At 60.5% G+C, this 15,757-nt stretch carries 14 protein-coding genes; 5 read left to right on the forward strand and 9 right to left on the reverse strand.

Features of this window, described 5'->3' with window-relative positions:
* Positions 1–186: 186 nt before the first annotated feature.
* Positions 187–528, reverse strand: a complete 342-nt coding sequence (locus GE543_RS14310) for a hypothetical protein (RefSeq protein WP_003419319.1) — start codon at positions 526–528, stop codon at positions 187–189.
* Positions 529–840: 312 nt separating this feature from the next.
* On the opposite strand from GE543_RS14310, the gene leuS reads away from it, so the two are divergent.
* From leuS to GE543_RS14335, 5 genes are all read left to right on the forward strand, one after another.
* Positions 841–3,447: a leucine--tRNA ligase gene (gene leuS, locus GE543_RS14315; protein ID WP_153221706.1), complete on the forward strand. Its 2,607-nt coding sequence runs from the start codon at positions 841–843 to the stop codon at positions 3,445–3,447.
* Between the two features lie 89 nt (positions 3,448–3,536).
* Positions 3,537–4,142 (forward strand): LPS assembly lipoprotein LptE, encoded by a 606-nt coding sequence (gene lptE, locus GE543_RS14320; protein WP_153221707.1) that lies wholly within the window; start codon positions 3,537–3,539, stop codon positions 4,140–4,142.
* Positions 4,143–4,183: 41 nt separating this feature from the next.
* Positions 4,184–5,221, forward strand: a complete 1,038-nt coding sequence (holA, locus tag GE543_RS14325) for a DNA polymerase III subunit delta (protein ID WP_153221708.1) — start codon at positions 4,184–4,186, stop codon at positions 5,219–5,221.
* Between the two features lie 290 nt (positions 5,222–5,511).
* Complete coding sequence (arfA, locus tag GE543_RS14330; protein WP_002555325.1) at positions 5,512–5,667, forward strand: alternative ribosome rescue factor ArfA; 156 nt, start codon at positions 5,512–5,514, stop codon at positions 5,665–5,667.
* Positions 5,668–5,750: 83 nt separating this feature from the next.
* Positions 5,751–7,088 carry a lytic murein transglycosylase gene (locus GE543_RS14335; RefSeq protein WP_003419332.1) on the forward strand — a complete coding sequence of 446 codons (1,338 nt, stop codon included), beginning with the start codon at positions 5,751–5,753 and terminating at the stop codon, positions 7,086–7,088.
* A gap of 143 nt (positions 7,089–7,231) precedes the next feature.
* On the opposite strand, the gene lipA is transcribed toward GE543_RS14335, so the two are convergent.
* From lipA to mrdA, 8 genes are all read right to left on the reverse strand, one after another.
* Entirely contained in the window at positions 7,232–8,239 is a 1,008-nt protein-coding gene (gene lipA / locus GE543_RS14340; RefSeq protein ID WP_002555327.1) for a lipoyl synthase, read from the reverse strand.
* Positions 8,232–8,888, reverse strand: a complete 657-nt coding sequence (gene lipB / locus GE543_RS14345) for a lipoyl(octanoyl) transferase LipB (RefSeq protein WP_003313884.1) — start codon at positions 8,886–8,888, stop codon at positions 8,232–8,234. Before lipB ends, lipA begins: the two co-directional genes overlap by 8 nt.
* Entirely contained in the window at positions 8,888–9,163 is a 276-nt protein-coding gene (locus tag GE543_RS14350) for a DUF493 domain-containing protein (RefSeq protein WP_046236173.1), read from the reverse strand. Before GE543_RS14350 ends, lipB begins: the two co-directional genes overlap by 1 nt.
* A 90-nt stretch (positions 9,164–9,253) precedes the next feature.
* A complete protein-coding gene (locus GE543_RS14355; protein WP_003340909.1) occupies positions 9,254–10,414 on the reverse strand; it encodes a D-alanyl-D-alanine carboxypeptidase family protein in 1,161 nt (386 codons plus the stop codon).
* Positions 10,415–10,655: 241 nt separating this feature from the next.
* A complete protein-coding gene (locus GE543_RS14360; protein WP_004411946.1) occupies positions 10,656–11,684 on the reverse strand; it encodes a septal ring lytic transglycosylase RlpA family protein in 1,029 nt (342 codons plus the stop codon).
* Positions 11,684–12,691 carry a lytic murein transglycosylase B gene (mltB, locus tag GE543_RS14365; RefSeq protein ID WP_004411948.1) on the reverse strand — a complete coding sequence of 336 codons (1,008 nt, stop codon included), beginning with the start codon at positions 12,689–12,691 and terminating at the stop codon, positions 11,684–11,686. Before mltB ends, GE543_RS14360 begins: the two co-directional genes overlap by 1 nt.
* Positions 12,692–12,708: 17 nt before the next feature.
* Entirely contained in the window at positions 12,709–13,812 is a 1,104-nt protein-coding gene (rodA, locus tag GE543_RS14370) for a rod shape-determining protein RodA (RefSeq protein ID WP_003368803.1), read from the reverse strand.
* 31 nt (positions 13,813–13,843) lie between these two features.
* The gene (gene mrdA, locus GE543_RS14375; RefSeq protein ID WP_003419344.1) at positions 13,844–15,739 is read right to left on the reverse strand and encodes a penicillin-binding protein 2; all 1,896 of its coding nucleotides are present in this window, start codon (positions 15,737–15,739) and stop codon (positions 13,844–13,846) included.
* Positions 15,740–15,757 lie beyond the last annotated feature (18 nt).

The raw sequence follows: 15,757 nt of genomic DNA on the forward strand, positions 1-15,757 counted from the left end.
GAAGCAGGAAGCCCGAGGTAGCCAGCCACTTTGCCAGCGATGCCTAGGCTCTGTACGAAAAGTCGGCGAGCGAAGGTCAGGCAAGGCAAAAACAGGCGAGGAAGCGGAGTCTACGTGTTGTAAATGAGCATTCCGAGCCTGTTTTTAACGAAGCATCATCGAGCGCAGCCACTTTTCGTACAGAGCCTAAGAGTTACGGCCCAGCCGCACTGACGCCTTGGCTCGTCGCCGGTCCTTCAGCCAGACGATGGTGGCTGACGCACGCGGCGCCCTGCCATGCTCCGCAGCCACCAGAGCGCTGCCCGAGGACATGTCCACGACAGCTGCGCCTGCGTCCCCGGAACCTTTTTCGAGATAGGCTTCAATCAACTGGAACTCGGCACGACTCAGCCCCTTGAGCTCAAGCTCGGCAGGCGACTCGTTCCGGAGCCGGACCGAGGTACTCGCCGTCTCGAGTGCAAGACCGAGACGGTCGATCAGACGCTCATACAGCCGGGTCAGGCTTACAACATGCTGCAACTCTGTCATCCGCTCACCTCATCGAAGATAATCATCACCCTCGCGTTTGAGCTTAGCGCTGCTGCAAGAACCGGTAGGGAACAACGACCAACGGCCAGATGAGGTTGTCAGCCGGGCGTTGAGCCCACAAGTGGAGCAATCAGGGTTTCCCTCGATAGACGGCCCTCATGTATGCTACTGCGCTTCCTGTAATTCCACTTCCGCGCTCTTGAGCCCGAACGCACCGCACAGACAGTTGCAATTGTCCGCCACGCGGTGCCGACCTGACTCGGCGAAGCAATGAAGAGGTCAAGGGTCACTAATCCTTAGTAAAAAGTAGCCATGCACGAACTCTATCAGCCCCGTGAAATCGAAGCCGCCGCCCAAACGTTCTGGGATGAGCAAAAGTCTTTTGAAGTCAGTGAACAGCCAGGCAAGGACACTTTCTATTGCCTGTCGATGTTTCCTTACCCGAGCGGCAAGCTGCACATGGGTCATGTGCGCAACTACACCATTGGTGACGTGATCTCCCGTTACCAGCGCATGCTGGGCAAGAATGTTCTGCAGCCACTGGGCTGGGACGCTTTCGGCATGCCGGCTGAAAACGCCGCCATCGACAACAACGTCGCACCGGCCAAGTGGACCTACGAAAACATCGACTACATGAGGACCCAGCTCAAAAGCCTGGGTCTGGCGGTTGACTGGTCGCGCGAAGTCACCACCTGCAAGCCTGATTACTACCGCTGGGAACAATGGCTGTTCACTCGCCTGTTCGAAAAGGGTGTGATCTACCGCAAGAACGGCACCGTGAACTGGGACCCGATCGACCAGACCGTATTGGCCAACGAGCAGGTCATCGACGGCCGCGGCTGGCGTTCCGGCGCGCTGATCGAAAAGCGCGAAATCCCGATGTACTACTTCAAGATCACCGCGTACGCCGATGAGCTGCTGGAAAGCCTCGACGAACTGCCGGGCTGGCCTGAACAGGTCAAGACCATGCAGCGCAACTGGATCGGCCGTTCGCGCGGCATGGAAGTGCAGTTTCCGTACGACCAGGCCTCGATCGGCGAAGCCGGTGCCCTGAAAGTCTTCACCACCCGCCCTGACACCCTGATGGGTGCGACCTACGTCGCGGTAGCGGCTGAACACCCGCTGGCAACCCTGGCCGCGCAAGGCAACCCCGCCCTGCAGGCGTTCATCGATGAATGCAAGGGCGGCAGCGTTGCCGAAGCCGACGTTGCCACACAGGAAAAGAAAGGCCGGGCGACCTCGTTGTTCGTCGAGCATCCACTGACTGGCGAGAAACTGCCGGTGTGGGTCGCCAACTACGTGCTGATGCACTACGGCGATGGCGCGGTCATGGCCGTACCGGCTCACGATGAACGTGATTTCGAGTTCGCTACCCAGTACGGTCTGCCGATCAAGCCCGTGGTCCGCACCAGCGCCGGCGACGAAACGCCTGCCCCATGGCAACCGGCCTACGGCGAGCATGGCGAGCTGATCAATTCCGGAGAATTCACCGGCCTGAGCTTCCAGGAAGCGTTCGACGCCATTGAAGCCGCGCTGGTCAAGAAATCCCTCGGCCAGTCCCGCACCCAGTTCCGCCTGCGCGACTGGGGCATCAGCCGCCAGCGCTATTGGGGCTGCCCGATCCCTATCGTGCATTGCGACACCTGCGGCGACGTGCCGGTCCCGGAAGACCAGTTGCCGGTTGTCCTGCCGGAAGACGTCGTGCCCGACGGCGCTGGCTCGCCACTGGCACGCATGCCCGAGTTCTACGAGTGCAGCTGCCCGAAATGCGGCGCACCGGCCAAGCGTGAAACCGACACCATGGACACCTTCGTCGAGTCCTCGTGGTACTACGCGCGCTATGCGTCGCCGCATTACGAGGGTGGTCTGGTCGAGCCGAACGCTGCCAACCACTGGCTGCCGGTGGATCAGTACATCGGCGGTATCGAACACGCGATCCTGCACCTGCTCTACGCCCGCTTCTTCCACAAGCTGATGCGCGACGAAGGCCTGGTGACTTCGAACGAACCGTTCAAGAACCTGCTCACCCAGGGCATGGTCAACGCCGAAACCTATTTCCGCATGGAAACCAGCGGCAAGAAGACCTGGATCAACCCGGCCGACGTAACCCTCGAAAGAGACGCCAAGGCCAAGGTGATCAGCGCCACACTGACCAGCGACGGCCTGCCGGTGGAAATCGGCGGCACTGAAAAAATGTCGAAGTCGAAGAAAAACGGCATCGACCCGCAGACCATGATCGACCAGTACGGTGCCGATACCTGCCGTCTGTTCATGATGTTCGCCTCTCCACCGGACATGAGCCTGGAATGGTCCGACTCGGGCGTCGAAGGTTCGCATCGTTTCCTGCGCCGCGTATGGCGTCTGGCTCAGGCGCATGTGGCTCAAGGCCCGTCGACCGGCCTGGACGTTGCGGCATTGTCCGACGAGCAGAAAGCCATCCGCCGCGCGATTCATCAGGCGATCAAACAGGCGAGCCAGGATATTGGCCAGAACCAGAAATTCAACACCGCTGTCGCGCAAGTGATGACGCTGATGAACGTGCTGGAAAAGGCCCCGCAGAACACACCGCAGGATCGCGCGCTGATGCAGGAAGGCGTGGAAACCGTCACCCTGCTGCTGGCACCGATCACGCCGCACATCAGTCACGAACTGTGGACGCAACTGGGCCACAATGAGCCGGTCATCGACGCGGGCTGGCCTGCATTCGACGCACATGCGCTGGTGCAGGACAGTCTGCAACTGGTGATTCAGGTCAACGGCAAGCTGCGCGGCCACATCGAGATGCCTGCCAGTGCCAGCCGCGAAGAAGTCGAAGCGGCTGCACGCGTCAACGAGAACGTATTGCGCTTCACTGATGGCCTGACCATTCGCAAGGTGATCGTCGTGCCTGGCAAGCTGGTCAACATCGTCGCAAGCTGATTGGATCGGGCGCCCGGCAAACGCAGGGCGCCGAACATATTTCCAGGGCACGCACTGGCGGCCCAAACGGATTCAAGGGGAGCATCAAGATGATCAAACGCAATTTGCTGGTGATGGGCCTGGCTGTTCTGTTGAGTGCCTGTGGCTTCCAGCTGCGTGGCACCGGTACCACCGAGCTGGCGATCAAGGAGCTGGATGTCAGCGCCCGCAACGCCTATGGCGAAACCGTGACTCAGCTCACTCGCCTGCTGACCAGCTCTGGCGTCAAGGTCTACACCGGCGCGCCTTACAAGCTGATGCTGACCAACGAAGCCGAGACTCAGCGCGCCATCAGCTACTCGGGCTCGGGTCGCTCGGCTGAATACCAGCTGACCACCACCCTGACCTATGAAGTGCATGGCGACAGGGACCGCATGCTGCTTGGCGATAAAGTCACCGCAGACCGTTCCTACGTACACGACGGCAACAACCTGACCGGTTCCGACCAGGAAGCCTCCCAGGTTCGTCAGGAAATGCGCAACGACCTGATCCAGAAACTGATGGCTCGCTTGCAGCAGCTGACCCCTTCGCGTCTGGACGAGCTGCAGGCCAAGGCCGATGCAGTTGCCAAGGCCGAAGCCGACGCACTCGAGGCTGCTCAGCGAATCCGCGACGAGACGCCTCAGCAGTCGCCTGTCGAAGTTCCAGCCAGATAAGTGTTCGGGGCCGGTTTTCCGGCCCCGACATCCTCTGAATCATGAAACTCGCCCCCGCCCAACTCGGCAAGCACTTGCAAGGCATACTTGCGCCCGTCTATGTGATCAGCGGTGATGACCCGCTGCTCTGCCAGGAAGCAGCTGACGCCATTCGCGCGGCCGCACGCCAGCAAGGCTTCGATGAGCGGCAGGTATTCAGCGCCGACGCCAGCTTCGACTGGGGCACATTGCTCCAGGCGGGTGCCAGCATGTCGCTGTTTGCCGAACGCCGCCTTCTTGAGTTGCGTCTGCCCTCCGGCAAGCCCGGCGATAAGGGTGCTGCGGCGCTCATGGAATATTGCGCCAGACCTGCCGAAGACACCCTGCTGCTGATCAGCCTGCCCAAGCTCGATGGCAGTGCGCAGAAAACCAAATGGGGCAAGGCCCTGGTCGAGGGTGCGCAAACCCAGTTCGTGCAAATCTGGCCGGTGGACGTCGGCCAGCTGCCGCAATGGATTCGCCAGCGCCTGTCGCAGGCGGGTCTGGCGGCGACTCAGGACGCCGTCGAACTGATCGCGGCCAGGGTCGAAGGCAACTTGCTGGCCGCCGCGCAGGAAATCGAAAAGCTCAAGCTGATGGCCGAAGAAGGCCAGATCACCGTCGAGACCGTGCAGGCTGCGGTGGCCGACAGTGCACGCTTCGATGTGTTTGGCCTGACCGATGCAGTGCTCAATGGCGAGGCCGCCCATGCGTTGCGCATGCTCGAAGGGCTGCGTGGCGAAGGGGTCGAAACGCCGGTGATTCTCTGGGCACTGACCCGCGAACTGCGCGCTCTGGCCAACATGTCACAACAGTTCAGCCAGGGCGTGCCGCTGGACAAGGTGTTCAGCTCGGCACGTCCGCCGATCTGGGACAAGCGCAAGCCACTGATGAGCAAGGCCCTGCAACGCCACTCGGCAAAACGCTGGAGCCAGTTGCTCATGGATGCGCAACGCATCGATGCGCAGATCAAAGGCCAGGCCGCAGGCTCGCCATGGAGCAGCCTGAGCCGACTGGCGCTGCTGATGGCAGGGCAACGATTGGCGCTGCCTGCGGAGTAGGCAGGTGTTGTCGACTCTCGTTCCCACGCTCTGCGTGGTAATGCCCTTCAGGACGCTCTGCGTCCTCTTGTGACGCGGAGCGTCACGAACTGCATGCCGACGCAGAGCATCGGCACGATAATTAAAGCGAGGTGTCTGTTCCGGCCCCTTCGCGAGCAAGCTCGCTCCCACAGGTCTTCGATCACTCGGCCAATTGCGCGCTCAGCGCCATAGCACACGACTATTAGACACACGCGCCGTTCTGCCCGATGATTCGCAGCGTTTTACAACACCCATCAGGAGCACCCGCCATGAGCAAGCCAAAGCGGCCGAACAAGGCCAAATCCATCATCGCCCAGCCTTTGTTCCGCAGTCGTCAGGAACAACCCGCCAAGGGCAAAGGCAGCTACCGCCGCGAAGCCTTCCAGTCTAAAAGCTGGGAGGCTTCCTGCTTTATGGCAGCCTGATATCGAGCAACATTTCCGGGGCGCTTTCAACCGCTTAGCCGTGTTATGGTCTGCACCTAACGGTAATACCCTTGGACTCAAGCATGCCTTCTCGTTTTACCCATCGCCCGCAGCTGCGCCAACTCATCGCTGCCTCCAGTCTTGTTGCCCTGGTAGCCTGCGCAGAAAAACCCACTGCAGCCGATGCCACGCCTCTTCAATCCAGCAAAGTGCAGACAAACGCTCCTGCCGTAGCGCCTACGCCAGCGCTGGTCGTTGATGACAACCTCACGATTCAGCCCGCCGTCAGCTTCAGCGAATGGCAGGCCGGCTTTCGTGCCCAGGCGTTGAAGGCAGGTATCCGCGCGGACGTATTCGATCTGGCATTTGCCGGCGTCACCCCCGACATGAGCGTGGTCAAGGCCGACCGCAGTCAGCCTGAATTCAGCCGCCCGGTCTGGGAATACCTCGACGGTGCCATCTCTGCCGCACGCGTACGCAAGGGTCAGGCGCTGCTTTCGCAGTATGCCGACGACCTGCAGAAGATCGAGCAGCAGTACGGCGTGGATCGTCAGGCGCTGGTCGCGGTATGGGGCATGGAAAGTAACTTCGGGTCGTTCCAGGGTACGCAATCCGTCATTCGCTCACTGGCAACGCTGGCCTACGAAGGTCGCCGTCCCGGCTTTGCACAGAGCCAGTTGCTGGCCGCACTGGAAATCATCCAGCATGGCGACATCACCCCGGACAAAATGCTCGGTTCGTGGGCCGGTGCGATGGGCCAGACGCAGTTCATCCCGACTACCTACAACACCCATGCCGTGGATTTTGACGGCGATGGCCGACGTGACATCTGGAACACTCCTGCCGATGCCCTGGCCTCCACTGCGCACTACCTGCAAAGCTCAGGCTGGCAGCGTGGCCAGCCTTGGGGCTTTGAAGTGGTGCTCGGCTCGGGATTCGATTACTCGCTGGCCGACTCGACGACCCGCAAGAGTCTCGCAGAATGGCAGCAACTGGGCCTGAAACAGCCGGACGGCTCCGCCATTCCGGTCGCTGCCAGCCAGCAACAAGCCGCCTTGCTGTTGCCGGCCGGTTATCGCGGGCCAGCCTTTCTGGTGCTGGACAACTTCCGCGCGATTTTGAAATACAACAACTCGACTTCCTACGCGTTGGCGATCAGCCTGCTTTCCGATCGCTTCAAGGGCGCGGGCTATGTCGTGGGCAGCTGGCCGCGCGGAGACCTGCCGCTGAGCCGCTCAGAGCGCATTGAGCTGCAAACCCTGCTCTCGGCACGCCAGTATGACGCAGGCGCGCCAGACGGCATTATCGGCGCCAATACACGCAAGGCTATCCGCAGTGCGCAGCAGTCGTTCGGCTGGCCAGCCGACGGTTACCCTACGCATGAATTGCTGGAAAACCTGCGCAAGCCTGCCGGGCAGTAATCGGGAGGACGCAGAGCGTCCAGAACGGCATGCCAAGGCGGAGCGTTGGCACGATAGTCCGCAGAGAATCGGCACGATAATCAACCGCAAAAAAGAAGGGCCAGGTATCACTACCTGGCCCTTTTTGTTTTTGCGGCGTGTTGTCAGAGCATCGCTTTGGCGATCTTGGCCTGCTCGTCGGCGTGGTACGAAGAGCGCACCAGCGGCCCGGAGGCGACGTTCTTGAAGCCCATCTTGTAGCCTTCTTCGGCGAACCAGGCAAAGGTGTCCGGGTGGACAAAGCGCTGCACGGGCAAGTGGTTGCGCGAAGGCTGCAGGTATTGACCCAGGGTCAGCATGTCGATGTCGTGCTCACGCATGCGCTGCATGACTTCGATGACTTCTTCGTCGGTCTCGCCCAGCCCCAGCATCAAACCGGATTTGGTCGGTACATGCGGGACCATCTGCTTGAAGCGCTGCAGCAGGGTCAGCGACCACTGATAGTCCGAACCCGGACGCGCAGCCTTGTACAGACGCGGTACGGTTTCCAGGTTGTGGTTGAACACATCCGGCGGCTCGGCGGCGGTGATTTCCAGCGCAACGTCCATCCGGCCACGGTAATCCGGTACCAGCGTTTCGAGCTGTACGCCCGGCGACAGCAGGCGGATTTCGCGGATGCAGTCGGCGAAGTGCTGAGCACCGCCGTCACGCAGGTCGTCACGGTCCACCGAGGTGATAACCACGTACTTCAGGCGCAGGTCGGCAATCGCGATGGCGAGGCTTTTCGGTTCGTTGACGTCGAGCGGCTTCGGACGGCCGTGGCCCACGTCACAGAACGGGCAACGACGGGTGCAGATGTCGCCCATGATCATGAACGTTGCAGTGCCACCGGAGAAGCACTCGCCCAGGTTGGGGCAGGATGCTTCTTCACAGACGCTGTGCAGCTTGTGCTTGCGCAGCAATTGCTTGATACGGTCGACTTCCGGAGAAACCGGGATACGTACGCGAATCCAGTCAGGCTTCTTCGGCAGGTCTACCGTCGGGATGATCTTGACCGGGATGCGCGCAACCTTTTCCGCTCCGCGAAGCTTGACGCCCGCTTCGACTTTCGGACGGGCCACTCGCTCGGAAACATCCAGCGTCGGGATCAGGGTTTGCACGGTGTCAGTCATAATGGTTTATTCCGCCCGTAAGGGTCGCCTGCTCAGCGTAGTCGAGGTGTTTGACGAGCTGCGCACGCAGTCGGGCACTTACCTCGGAAAATTCTATCTGCCCTGCCTGATCGCTCAGTTGGGTCATGGCCAGTCCGGCGTATCCGCAAGGGTTGATGCGGCGGAACGGCTCAAGGTCCATGTCGACGTTCAACGCCAGACCATGAAACGAACAGCCGTTGCGAATGCGCAGACCGAGCGACGCTATTTTCGCGCCGTCAACGTATACGCCAGGGGCATCAGCCTTGGCTGCTGCCTTGACGCCGTAGTCGGCGAGCAAGGCGATGAGGGTGTTCTCGATCCGGGTGACCAGATCGCGAACGCCGAAACCAAGGCGCCTGACGTCCAGCATCAGGTAAGCCACCAGTTGGCCCGGGCCATGATAAGTCACTTGGCCGCCACGATCGACCTGTACGACAGGAATATTACCCGGCAGCAGCAAATGCTCGGCCTTGCCGGACTGTCCCTGGGTAAAAACCGGCGGATGCTGGACCAGCCAGACTTCATCGGCAGCCTCGCGGCCACGCTCGTCGGTAAAGCGCTTCATGGCGTGCCAGGCGGTTTCGTAATCGATCAGGCCCAGATCACGAAAACCCAGCGTAGCCGCCATCAGAGCACCATGTGCACGAAACCCGTAGCGCGCAAGGCACTATTGATATCGCGCAACTGGTCTTCGCCGGTAGCGACAATGTGCAATTGCACAGTGGTGTATTTGCCGTTGCTGCTCTGACGCTCGGCGAGTGTCTTGAGGTCGACCGCGGCGTACTTTTTAAGCACTTCCATCACGATGTCTTTGAAGCCCACACTGGTGTCGCCGATAATCTTGATCGGATAGTCATTGCAGGGAAATTCGATTTTGTGCGACTTGATGTCGGTATCAGTCATGGCAGTAAAGGTCTCACAAGCCGTGACGACGGACACGCGGCCCGCTCAGATCATGAGCAGGCCGCGAGAAGGTCGGCATTGGTTACTGGATCAGTTGAACAAGCCGTAGAAGAACAGACGGATGCTATCCCACACGCGACGGAAAATACCACCTTCCTCAACCCCATCAAGAGCGATCAGGTTGGCGGTGTGGATCACCTGATCGTCTTTCTTGACCTCGACCTTGCCGATCACGTCGCCCTTGGCGATTGGCGCAACCAGTTGCGGGTTCATGGTCATGCTGGCAGACAGCTTCTTCATGTCACCTTTTGGCATGGTCATGCTCAGATCTTCAGCCAGACCGGCCTTGACCTGACGCTCGGTGCCTTTCCAGACCGTGGCCTGGGCCAGCTCGGTGCCCTTCTGATAGAAGTTCTGGGTTTCGAAGAAACGGAAGCCATAGGTCAGCAGCTTCTGGGTTTCAGCTGCACGGGCCTGTTCACTGTTGGTGCCGAACACCACGGCGATCAGGCGCATGCCGTCACGTACAGCCGACGACACCATGCAATAGCCGGCTTCATCGGTGTGACCGGTTTTCAGACCGTCAACGGTCTTGTCGCGCCACAGCAGCAGGTTGCGGTTAGGCTGCTTGATGCCGTTCCAAAAGAACTCTTTCTGCGAGTAGATCGCATAGTGAGCCGGGTCTTCGTGAATGATCGCGCGTGCCAGGATCGCCATGTCGTGAGCCGACGAGTAGTGCTCAGGGTTCGGCAGACCGGTCGGGTTCATGAAGTGACTGTTGGTCATGCCCAGATCGGCAGCAGTCTTGTTCATCATGTCGGCGAAGGCATCTTCGCTGCCGGCAATGTGCTCGGAGATCGCGACGCTGGCGTCGTTGCCCGACTGAATGATGATGCCGTGCAGCAGATCGCTGACCGTCACCTGGCTGCCGACCTTGATGAACATCCGCGAACCGCCCGTGCGCCAGGCGTTTTCACTGATCGTCACCGGATCGTTTTCGCCGATCTGACCGCGACGGATTTCCAGGGTCGCGATGTACGCAGTCATCAACTTGGTCAGGCTGGCAGGTGCCAGACGCTGATCACCGTTGTTCTCGACCAGGACGTTGCCGCTGGTGGCATCCATCAGCACGTAGGCCTTGGCCGCCAGTTGTGGTGCAGCAGGCGTCATCTGCTCTGCCGCCCACACAGTCGGGGTGATGATCAGTGGAACAAGCAGGCACAAACGTTTTGCAAAGGTGGTGATGTTCATCCGTCTCTCGAGAATCCTAATGGGCAAACATGCCCTTGCGGGCAAAACTGAACAGACCGGCGAAGCGAAACGCCTCGGTACGGCTCGTGGCGCCAGGCTGTAACCCTGGCTGACAAAGTCGCCTGTTCGACACACGACCTTGTGGGCAGTTACCTGCAACGCTTGCCCTGAAAGCAAATCTGCGCCGCCTGCGACTGCATACCGTCCCCCATTATTGCCGGAGAACGGTTGTCGAAAAAACTTACTGATCCGATGTCACTACGCTCGGCTGGCCCAGATTGGCCGACCTGACGCTGTTTTGCAGCTGCTGGGCTTCACCCTGCGTGTCGATCGGTCCCATCCGCACTCGATAGAGCGTTTGCTGATTGCGCGCTATCGAGCTGACGAACACCGGCGCTCGAACCATCCCGCTCAATTTCGACCTCAGGAGTTCCGCAGCGTCCGGGTTGGCGAAGGCTCCCACCTGGAGAAACAGCCCAGCGGCTTGTCCTGAAGCGTTTTTTTTTGCGTCAACCTGCATCGGCACGACAGGTGCAGCGTGCTGCTGAGGCGGCGGTGTGTACTGCTCGACGGTGCCGGTCGAGGTGGACAGCGCAGGCGGCGTCGCCTGGGCAACGACCTGCGGCTGATTGAGCAACAGCGGCGCCGGACGCCCGCGTTGCGCCCACCATTCCTGCGGATCGATACCCTCGACCTTGACCCGTGCCGTGCCGCTTTCGGCATAGCCGAGCTTTTTGGCGGCCGCGTAGGACAGGTCGATGATGCGGTCGGAATAGAACGGCCCGCGATCGTTGACGCGCAGGATCACCGTGCGATTGTTGTCCAGGTTGGTCACTTTGACGTAACTGGGCAGCGGCAGGGTCTTGTGCGCGGCACTCATGCCGTACAGGTCATACACCTCGCCATTGGCGGTGTTCTGACCATGAAACTTGGTGCCATACCAGGAGGCAGTACCCGAAGCGACGTAACGCTTGGCATCGCTCATCGGAAAGTAGGTCTTGCCCAGCACCGTGTACGGGTTGGCCTTGTAGGCGCCGGTGTGCAGGGTTGGCGTTGCATCAGGGATACGCGAGACATCCACATCCCACCACGGCGCGCCGTCCTTGTGGGCACGGTTGATGTCCAGTCCCGGCATCGAGCGCACGACGGCGCCGCCTTTTGGCGACTGCGACGACGTTGTGCGTGACGGCGACGAGCAACTGGCAACCAGCACTGCCAGGCCGGTCAGCGCCAGAAGCTTGAATGATTGAAGAATCGGCGATGCCCGCATTACTTGACGCCTCGAGCTTGAACCAACGATTCAGACAGCTGATATACGGCCATGGCGTACATCACACTGCGGTTATAACGAGTGATTGCATAAAAATTGTTCAAACCCAGCCAGTATTCAGGACCATTGTCGCCTTCCAGACGAAACGCCGTCACCGGCATATCGTCGCGCAGCGCATCATGACTCGCCCAGCCCAGCTGTCGCAACTCCCCGACCGACATTACCGGATCAAGCGCAGGGCTCAACCCCTCGTCAACCCGGTCGCCACGCGCCGTGGCACGACTGACCACCGGCTGACCGGCCACCCAGCCATGACGCTTGAAATAGCTGGCGACACTGCCGATGGCATCGTCCGGGTCGGTCCAGATGTTGATATGACCGTCACCGTCGAAATCCACCGCGTAGGCGCGGAAGCTGCTCGGCATGAACTGCGGCAGCCCCATCGCCCCGGCGTACGAACCCTTGAGGGTCAGGGGGTCGACCTGTTGCTCGCGAGCCAGCAGCAGAAACTCGCGCAATTCCTTGCGGAAGAACTGGGCGCGTGGCGGGTAATCAAAGCCAAGCGTCGACAAGGCGTCGATCACCCGGTAATTACCGGTATTGCGGCCGAAGAAGGTTTCTACACCAATGATCGACACGATGATCTGCGCCGGCACGCCGTATTCCTGCTCGGCACGTGCCAAGGCGGCCTCATGCTGACGCCAGAAGTCGACACCGCGAGCGATGCGCGTATCGGTGATGAACATCGGCCGATACTCTTTCCACTGCTTGACCCGTTCGGCCGGGCGGGAAATCGCATCGAGGATGGCCTGCTTGCGCTCGACCTCCCGGAACAGGCTCATCAACTGCTCACCGGCAAAGCCATGATCGCGGGTCAGCTCACCGACGAATTCCGCCACCTGGGGCGACCCTTCATAATCGCCAGCCAATGCCTCTTGCACCGAGCCAAGGATGCCCACCAGACCGACCACCGGAGCATATCGAGCCCAGTTACGCACTGCTTGCATTGAATAATTCACCTTAATCAAACTTGAGCGATCCATTTACGATGTGTATGGATCGACATCAAAACCCCAAACGCTGACAGTAGGGTCACGAGCGAAGTTCCGCCGTAGCTAATGAAGGGCAACGGCACCCCCACCACTGGCAGCAGGCCACTGACCATACCGATGTTGACGAAAACGTAAACAAAAAACGTCATGGTCAACGCGCCGGCCAGCAGTTTGCCGAATAATGTCTGCGCCTGTGCAGTGATCACAAGCCCGCGGCCGATCAGCAGCATATAGATGATCAGCAGCGCACAGATGCCTACCAGGCCGAATTCTTCACCCAATACTGCGATGATGAAGTCGGTATGGCTTTCCGGCAGAAAGTCGAGGTGCGACTGGGTGCCGAGCAACCAGCCTTTGCCGAACACGCCGCCCGAACCGATGGCAGCCTTTGACTGAATGATGTTCCAGCCGGTCCCCAGCGGATCGCTTTCAGGGTCCAGAAACGTCAGTACGCGCTGCTTCTGGTAGTCGTGCATGAAGAAGAACCACATGGCCACCGCTGCCGGTACGGCCGCCGCCAGTACGCTGATGATCCAGCGCCAGCGCAAACCGGCCATGAACAGCACGAAGGCACCCGACGCCAGAATCAGCAGCGACGTCCCCAGGTCGGGCTGGCGCACGATCAGGATGAACGGCACACCGACCAGGGCGAGACTGACCGCCACATGCTTCAAATGCGGGGGCAGCGTGCGCTTGGACAGGTACCAGGCGATAGTCGCCGGCATGATGATCTTGAGAAACTCCGAAGGCTGGAAGCGGATCACCCCGGGAATGTTGATCCAGCGCGTCGCGCCCATGGCGTTGTGGCCCATGACATCCACCACCACCAGCAGCAGGACGCCGATGACATACAGCACCGGCACCCAGCGCGCCATGAAGCGCGGCTCCAGCTGGGCGATCACCACCATCGCCACCAGACCGATGCCGAACGAACTGGCCTGTTTGATCAGCAGATCCCAGTTCTTGCCGCTGGCCGAATACAGCACGAACAGGCTGCCCGCCGCCAGCGTCAGCAGCAGGATCAGCAGTGGGCCGTCGATATGAATGCGCTGCAGAAACGTGGCGCGACGACGCATCACGTCTTCACTGGACAGGATGCGGTCGAAATTACTCTTCACGGGCCGCAGCCTCCAGATTCAGGGAACCGGCGTACTCGGGTTTGAGATGGCCGTTTTCGTCGAGCAGCCAGGCGTCCAGGACCTGACGCACGACAGGGGCAGCAACGCCGGAACCGGACTCGCCGTTCTCGACCATCACTGCAACAACGATTTTCGGGTTGTCGGCCGGGGCGAAGCCGACGAACAAGGCGTGGTCGCGGTGACGTTCCTGCACCTTGGTGCGGTCGTATTTCTCACCCTGCTTGATGGCCACCACCTGGGCCGTACCACTCTTGCCGGCAATCCGGTACTGCGCGCCAATAGCGGCCTTGCGCGCCGTGCCGCGCGCGCCGTGCATCACTTCCTGCATGCCGTGGTTGACGCGTCCCCAGTTGGCCGGATCGCGCAGCACGATGTCCGGCATCGGGTTTTCATCCACTGGCGCCTTGCCTTCGATGGTTCTGGCCAGGTGCGGACGGTTCCACACCCCCTTGTTGGCCACCAGCGCGGTCGCCTGGGCCAGTTGCAACGGCGTTGCCTGCATGTAGCCCTGACCGATGCCGAGGATCAGCGTCTCGCCGGGGAACCAGGCCTGCCGGCGCGTGGCGCGCTTCCACTCGCGGGAAGGCATCAGGCCGGGAGATTCTTCGAACATGTCCAGCGAGACTTTCTGCCCGATACCAAACTTGTTCATATAGGTAGCCAGTCGATCAATGCCCACCTTGTGCGCCAGATCGTAGAAGTACGTGTCATTTGAACGCATGATCGCCGTATCCAGATCGACCCAGCCATCGCCGGTGCGGTTCCAGTTGCGGTACTTGTGATCGTAGTTGGGCAGTTGGTAATAGCCCGGATCGAATACCCGCGAGCCAGGCGTCACTGCACCTGTATCCAGCCCGGCAATCGCCACCGCAGGCTTGATGGTCGAGCCCGGCGGGTACAACCCTCGCAGGATGCGGTTGAACAGCGGCCGATCGATGGAATCGCGCAGCTCGGCATAGGCCTTGAAGCTGATGCCAGTGACAAACAGGTTCGGATCGAAGCTCGGCGCACTGACCATCGCCAGCACTTCACCGGTGGCCGGGTCCAGCGCGACAACCGCACCACGACGCCCGCCCAGTGCGGCTTCGGCGGCTTCCTGAAGTTTGATGTCCAGGCTCAGGACGATGTCCTTGCCCGGGATCGGGTCGGTGCGCTTGAGCACACGCAATACGCGACCACGGGCGTTGGTCTCGACCTCTTCGTAGCCAACCTGACCATGCAGTTCGGGCTCGTAAAAGCGCTCGATACCGGTCTTGCCGATATGGTGCGTGCCGCTGTAATTGATCGGGTCGAGGCTCCTGAGCTCTTTTTCGTTGATGCGCCCCATGTAGCCGACCGAGTGGGCAAAGTGCGGCCCTTGCGGGTAGTGCCTGACCAGTTGCGCAACCACTTCGACGCCCGGCAGGCGGAACTGGTTGACGGCGATCAGGGCGATCTGTTCTTCGCTCAGCTCGAACAGGATGGGCACCGGCTCGAATGGCCGACGCCCCTGTTTCATGCGCTTTTCGAAGATGATGCGGTCGTCAGGGGTGAGCTGCAGGATCTCGACAATGGTGTCGAGCACGCTGGACCACTCGCCTGCACGTTCACGGGTCATGCTGAGACTGAAACTGGGCCGGTTATCGGCGACCACAACGCCATTGCGGTCGTAGATCAGCCCACGGCTGGGCGGAATCGGCTGAACGTGAACGCGGTTGTTTTCCGAAAGCGTGGAGTGATAGTCGTACTGGATGACCTGCAGGTAATACAACCGGGCAATCAGCACGCACACCAGCAACACCACCGCCACTGCACCGAACACGACCCTGCCGCGCACCAGGCGTGCGTCCTTTTCGTGGTCTTTGAGGCGGATCGGTTGAGACATTTAGGCCGTATTCACAGT

The organism is Pseudomonas sp. SZ57 (genome assembly GCF_009495975.1).
Classification (GTDB): Bacteria; Pseudomonadota; Gammaproteobacteria; order Pseudomonadales; family Pseudomonadaceae; genus Aquipseudomonas; species Aquipseudomonas syringae.

Excerpts from the sequence above, each read along its gene's own strand:
- holA (WP_153221708.1), top strand. The coding sequence starts at position 4,184 with ATGAAACTCGCCCCCGCCCAACTCGGCAAGCACTTGCAAGGCATACTT.
- GE543_RS14360 (WP_004411946.1), bottom strand. The coding sequence starts at position 11,684 with ATGCGGGCATCGCCGATTCTTCAATCATTCAAGCTTCTGGCGCTGACC.
- leuS (WP_153221706.1), top strand. The coding sequence starts at position 841 with ATGCACGAACTCTATCAGCCCCGTGAAATCGAAGCCGCCGCCCAAACG.
- GE543_RS14335 (WP_003419332.1), top strand. The coding sequence starts at position 5,751 with ATGCCTTCTCGTTTTACCCATCGCCCGCAGCTGCGCCAACTCATCGCT.
- mltB (WP_004411948.1), bottom strand. The coding sequence starts at position 12,691 with ATGCAAGCAGTGCGTAACTGGGCTCGATATGCTCCGGTGGTCGGTCTG.
- arfA (WP_002555325.1), top strand. The coding sequence starts at position 5,512 with ATGAGCAAGCCAAAGCGGCCGAACAAGGCCAAATCCATCATCGCCCAG.
- GE543_RS14350 (WP_046236173.1), bottom strand. The coding sequence starts at position 9,163 with ATGACTGATACCGACATCAAGTCGCACAAAATCGAATTTCCCTGCAAT.
- lptE (WP_153221707.1), top strand. The coding sequence starts at position 3,537 with ATGATCAAACGCAATTTGCTGGTGATGGGCCTGGCTGTTCTGTTGAGT.
- lipA (WP_002555327.1), bottom strand. The coding sequence starts at position 8,239 with ATGACTGACACCGTGCAAACCCTGATCCCGACGCTGGATGTTTCCGAG.
- GE543_RS14310 (WP_003419319.1), bottom strand. The coding sequence starts at position 528 with ATGACAGAGTTGCAGCATGTTGTAAGCCTGACCCGGCTGTATGAGCGT.
- GE543_RS14355 (WP_003340909.1), bottom strand. The coding sequence starts at position 10,414 with ATGAACATCACCACCTTTGCAAAACGTTTGTGCCTGCTTGTTCCACTG.
- lipB (WP_003313884.1), bottom strand. The coding sequence starts at position 8,888 with ATGGCGGCTACGCTGGGTTTTCGTGATCTGGGCCTGATCGATTACGAA.
- rodA (WP_003368803.1), bottom strand. The coding sequence starts at position 13,812 with ATGCGTCGTCGCGCCACGTTTCTGCAGCGCATTCATATCGACGGCCCA.
- mrdA (WP_003419344.1), bottom strand. The coding sequence starts at position 15,739 with ATGTCTCAACCGATCCGCCTCAAAGACCACGAAAAGGACGCACGCCTG.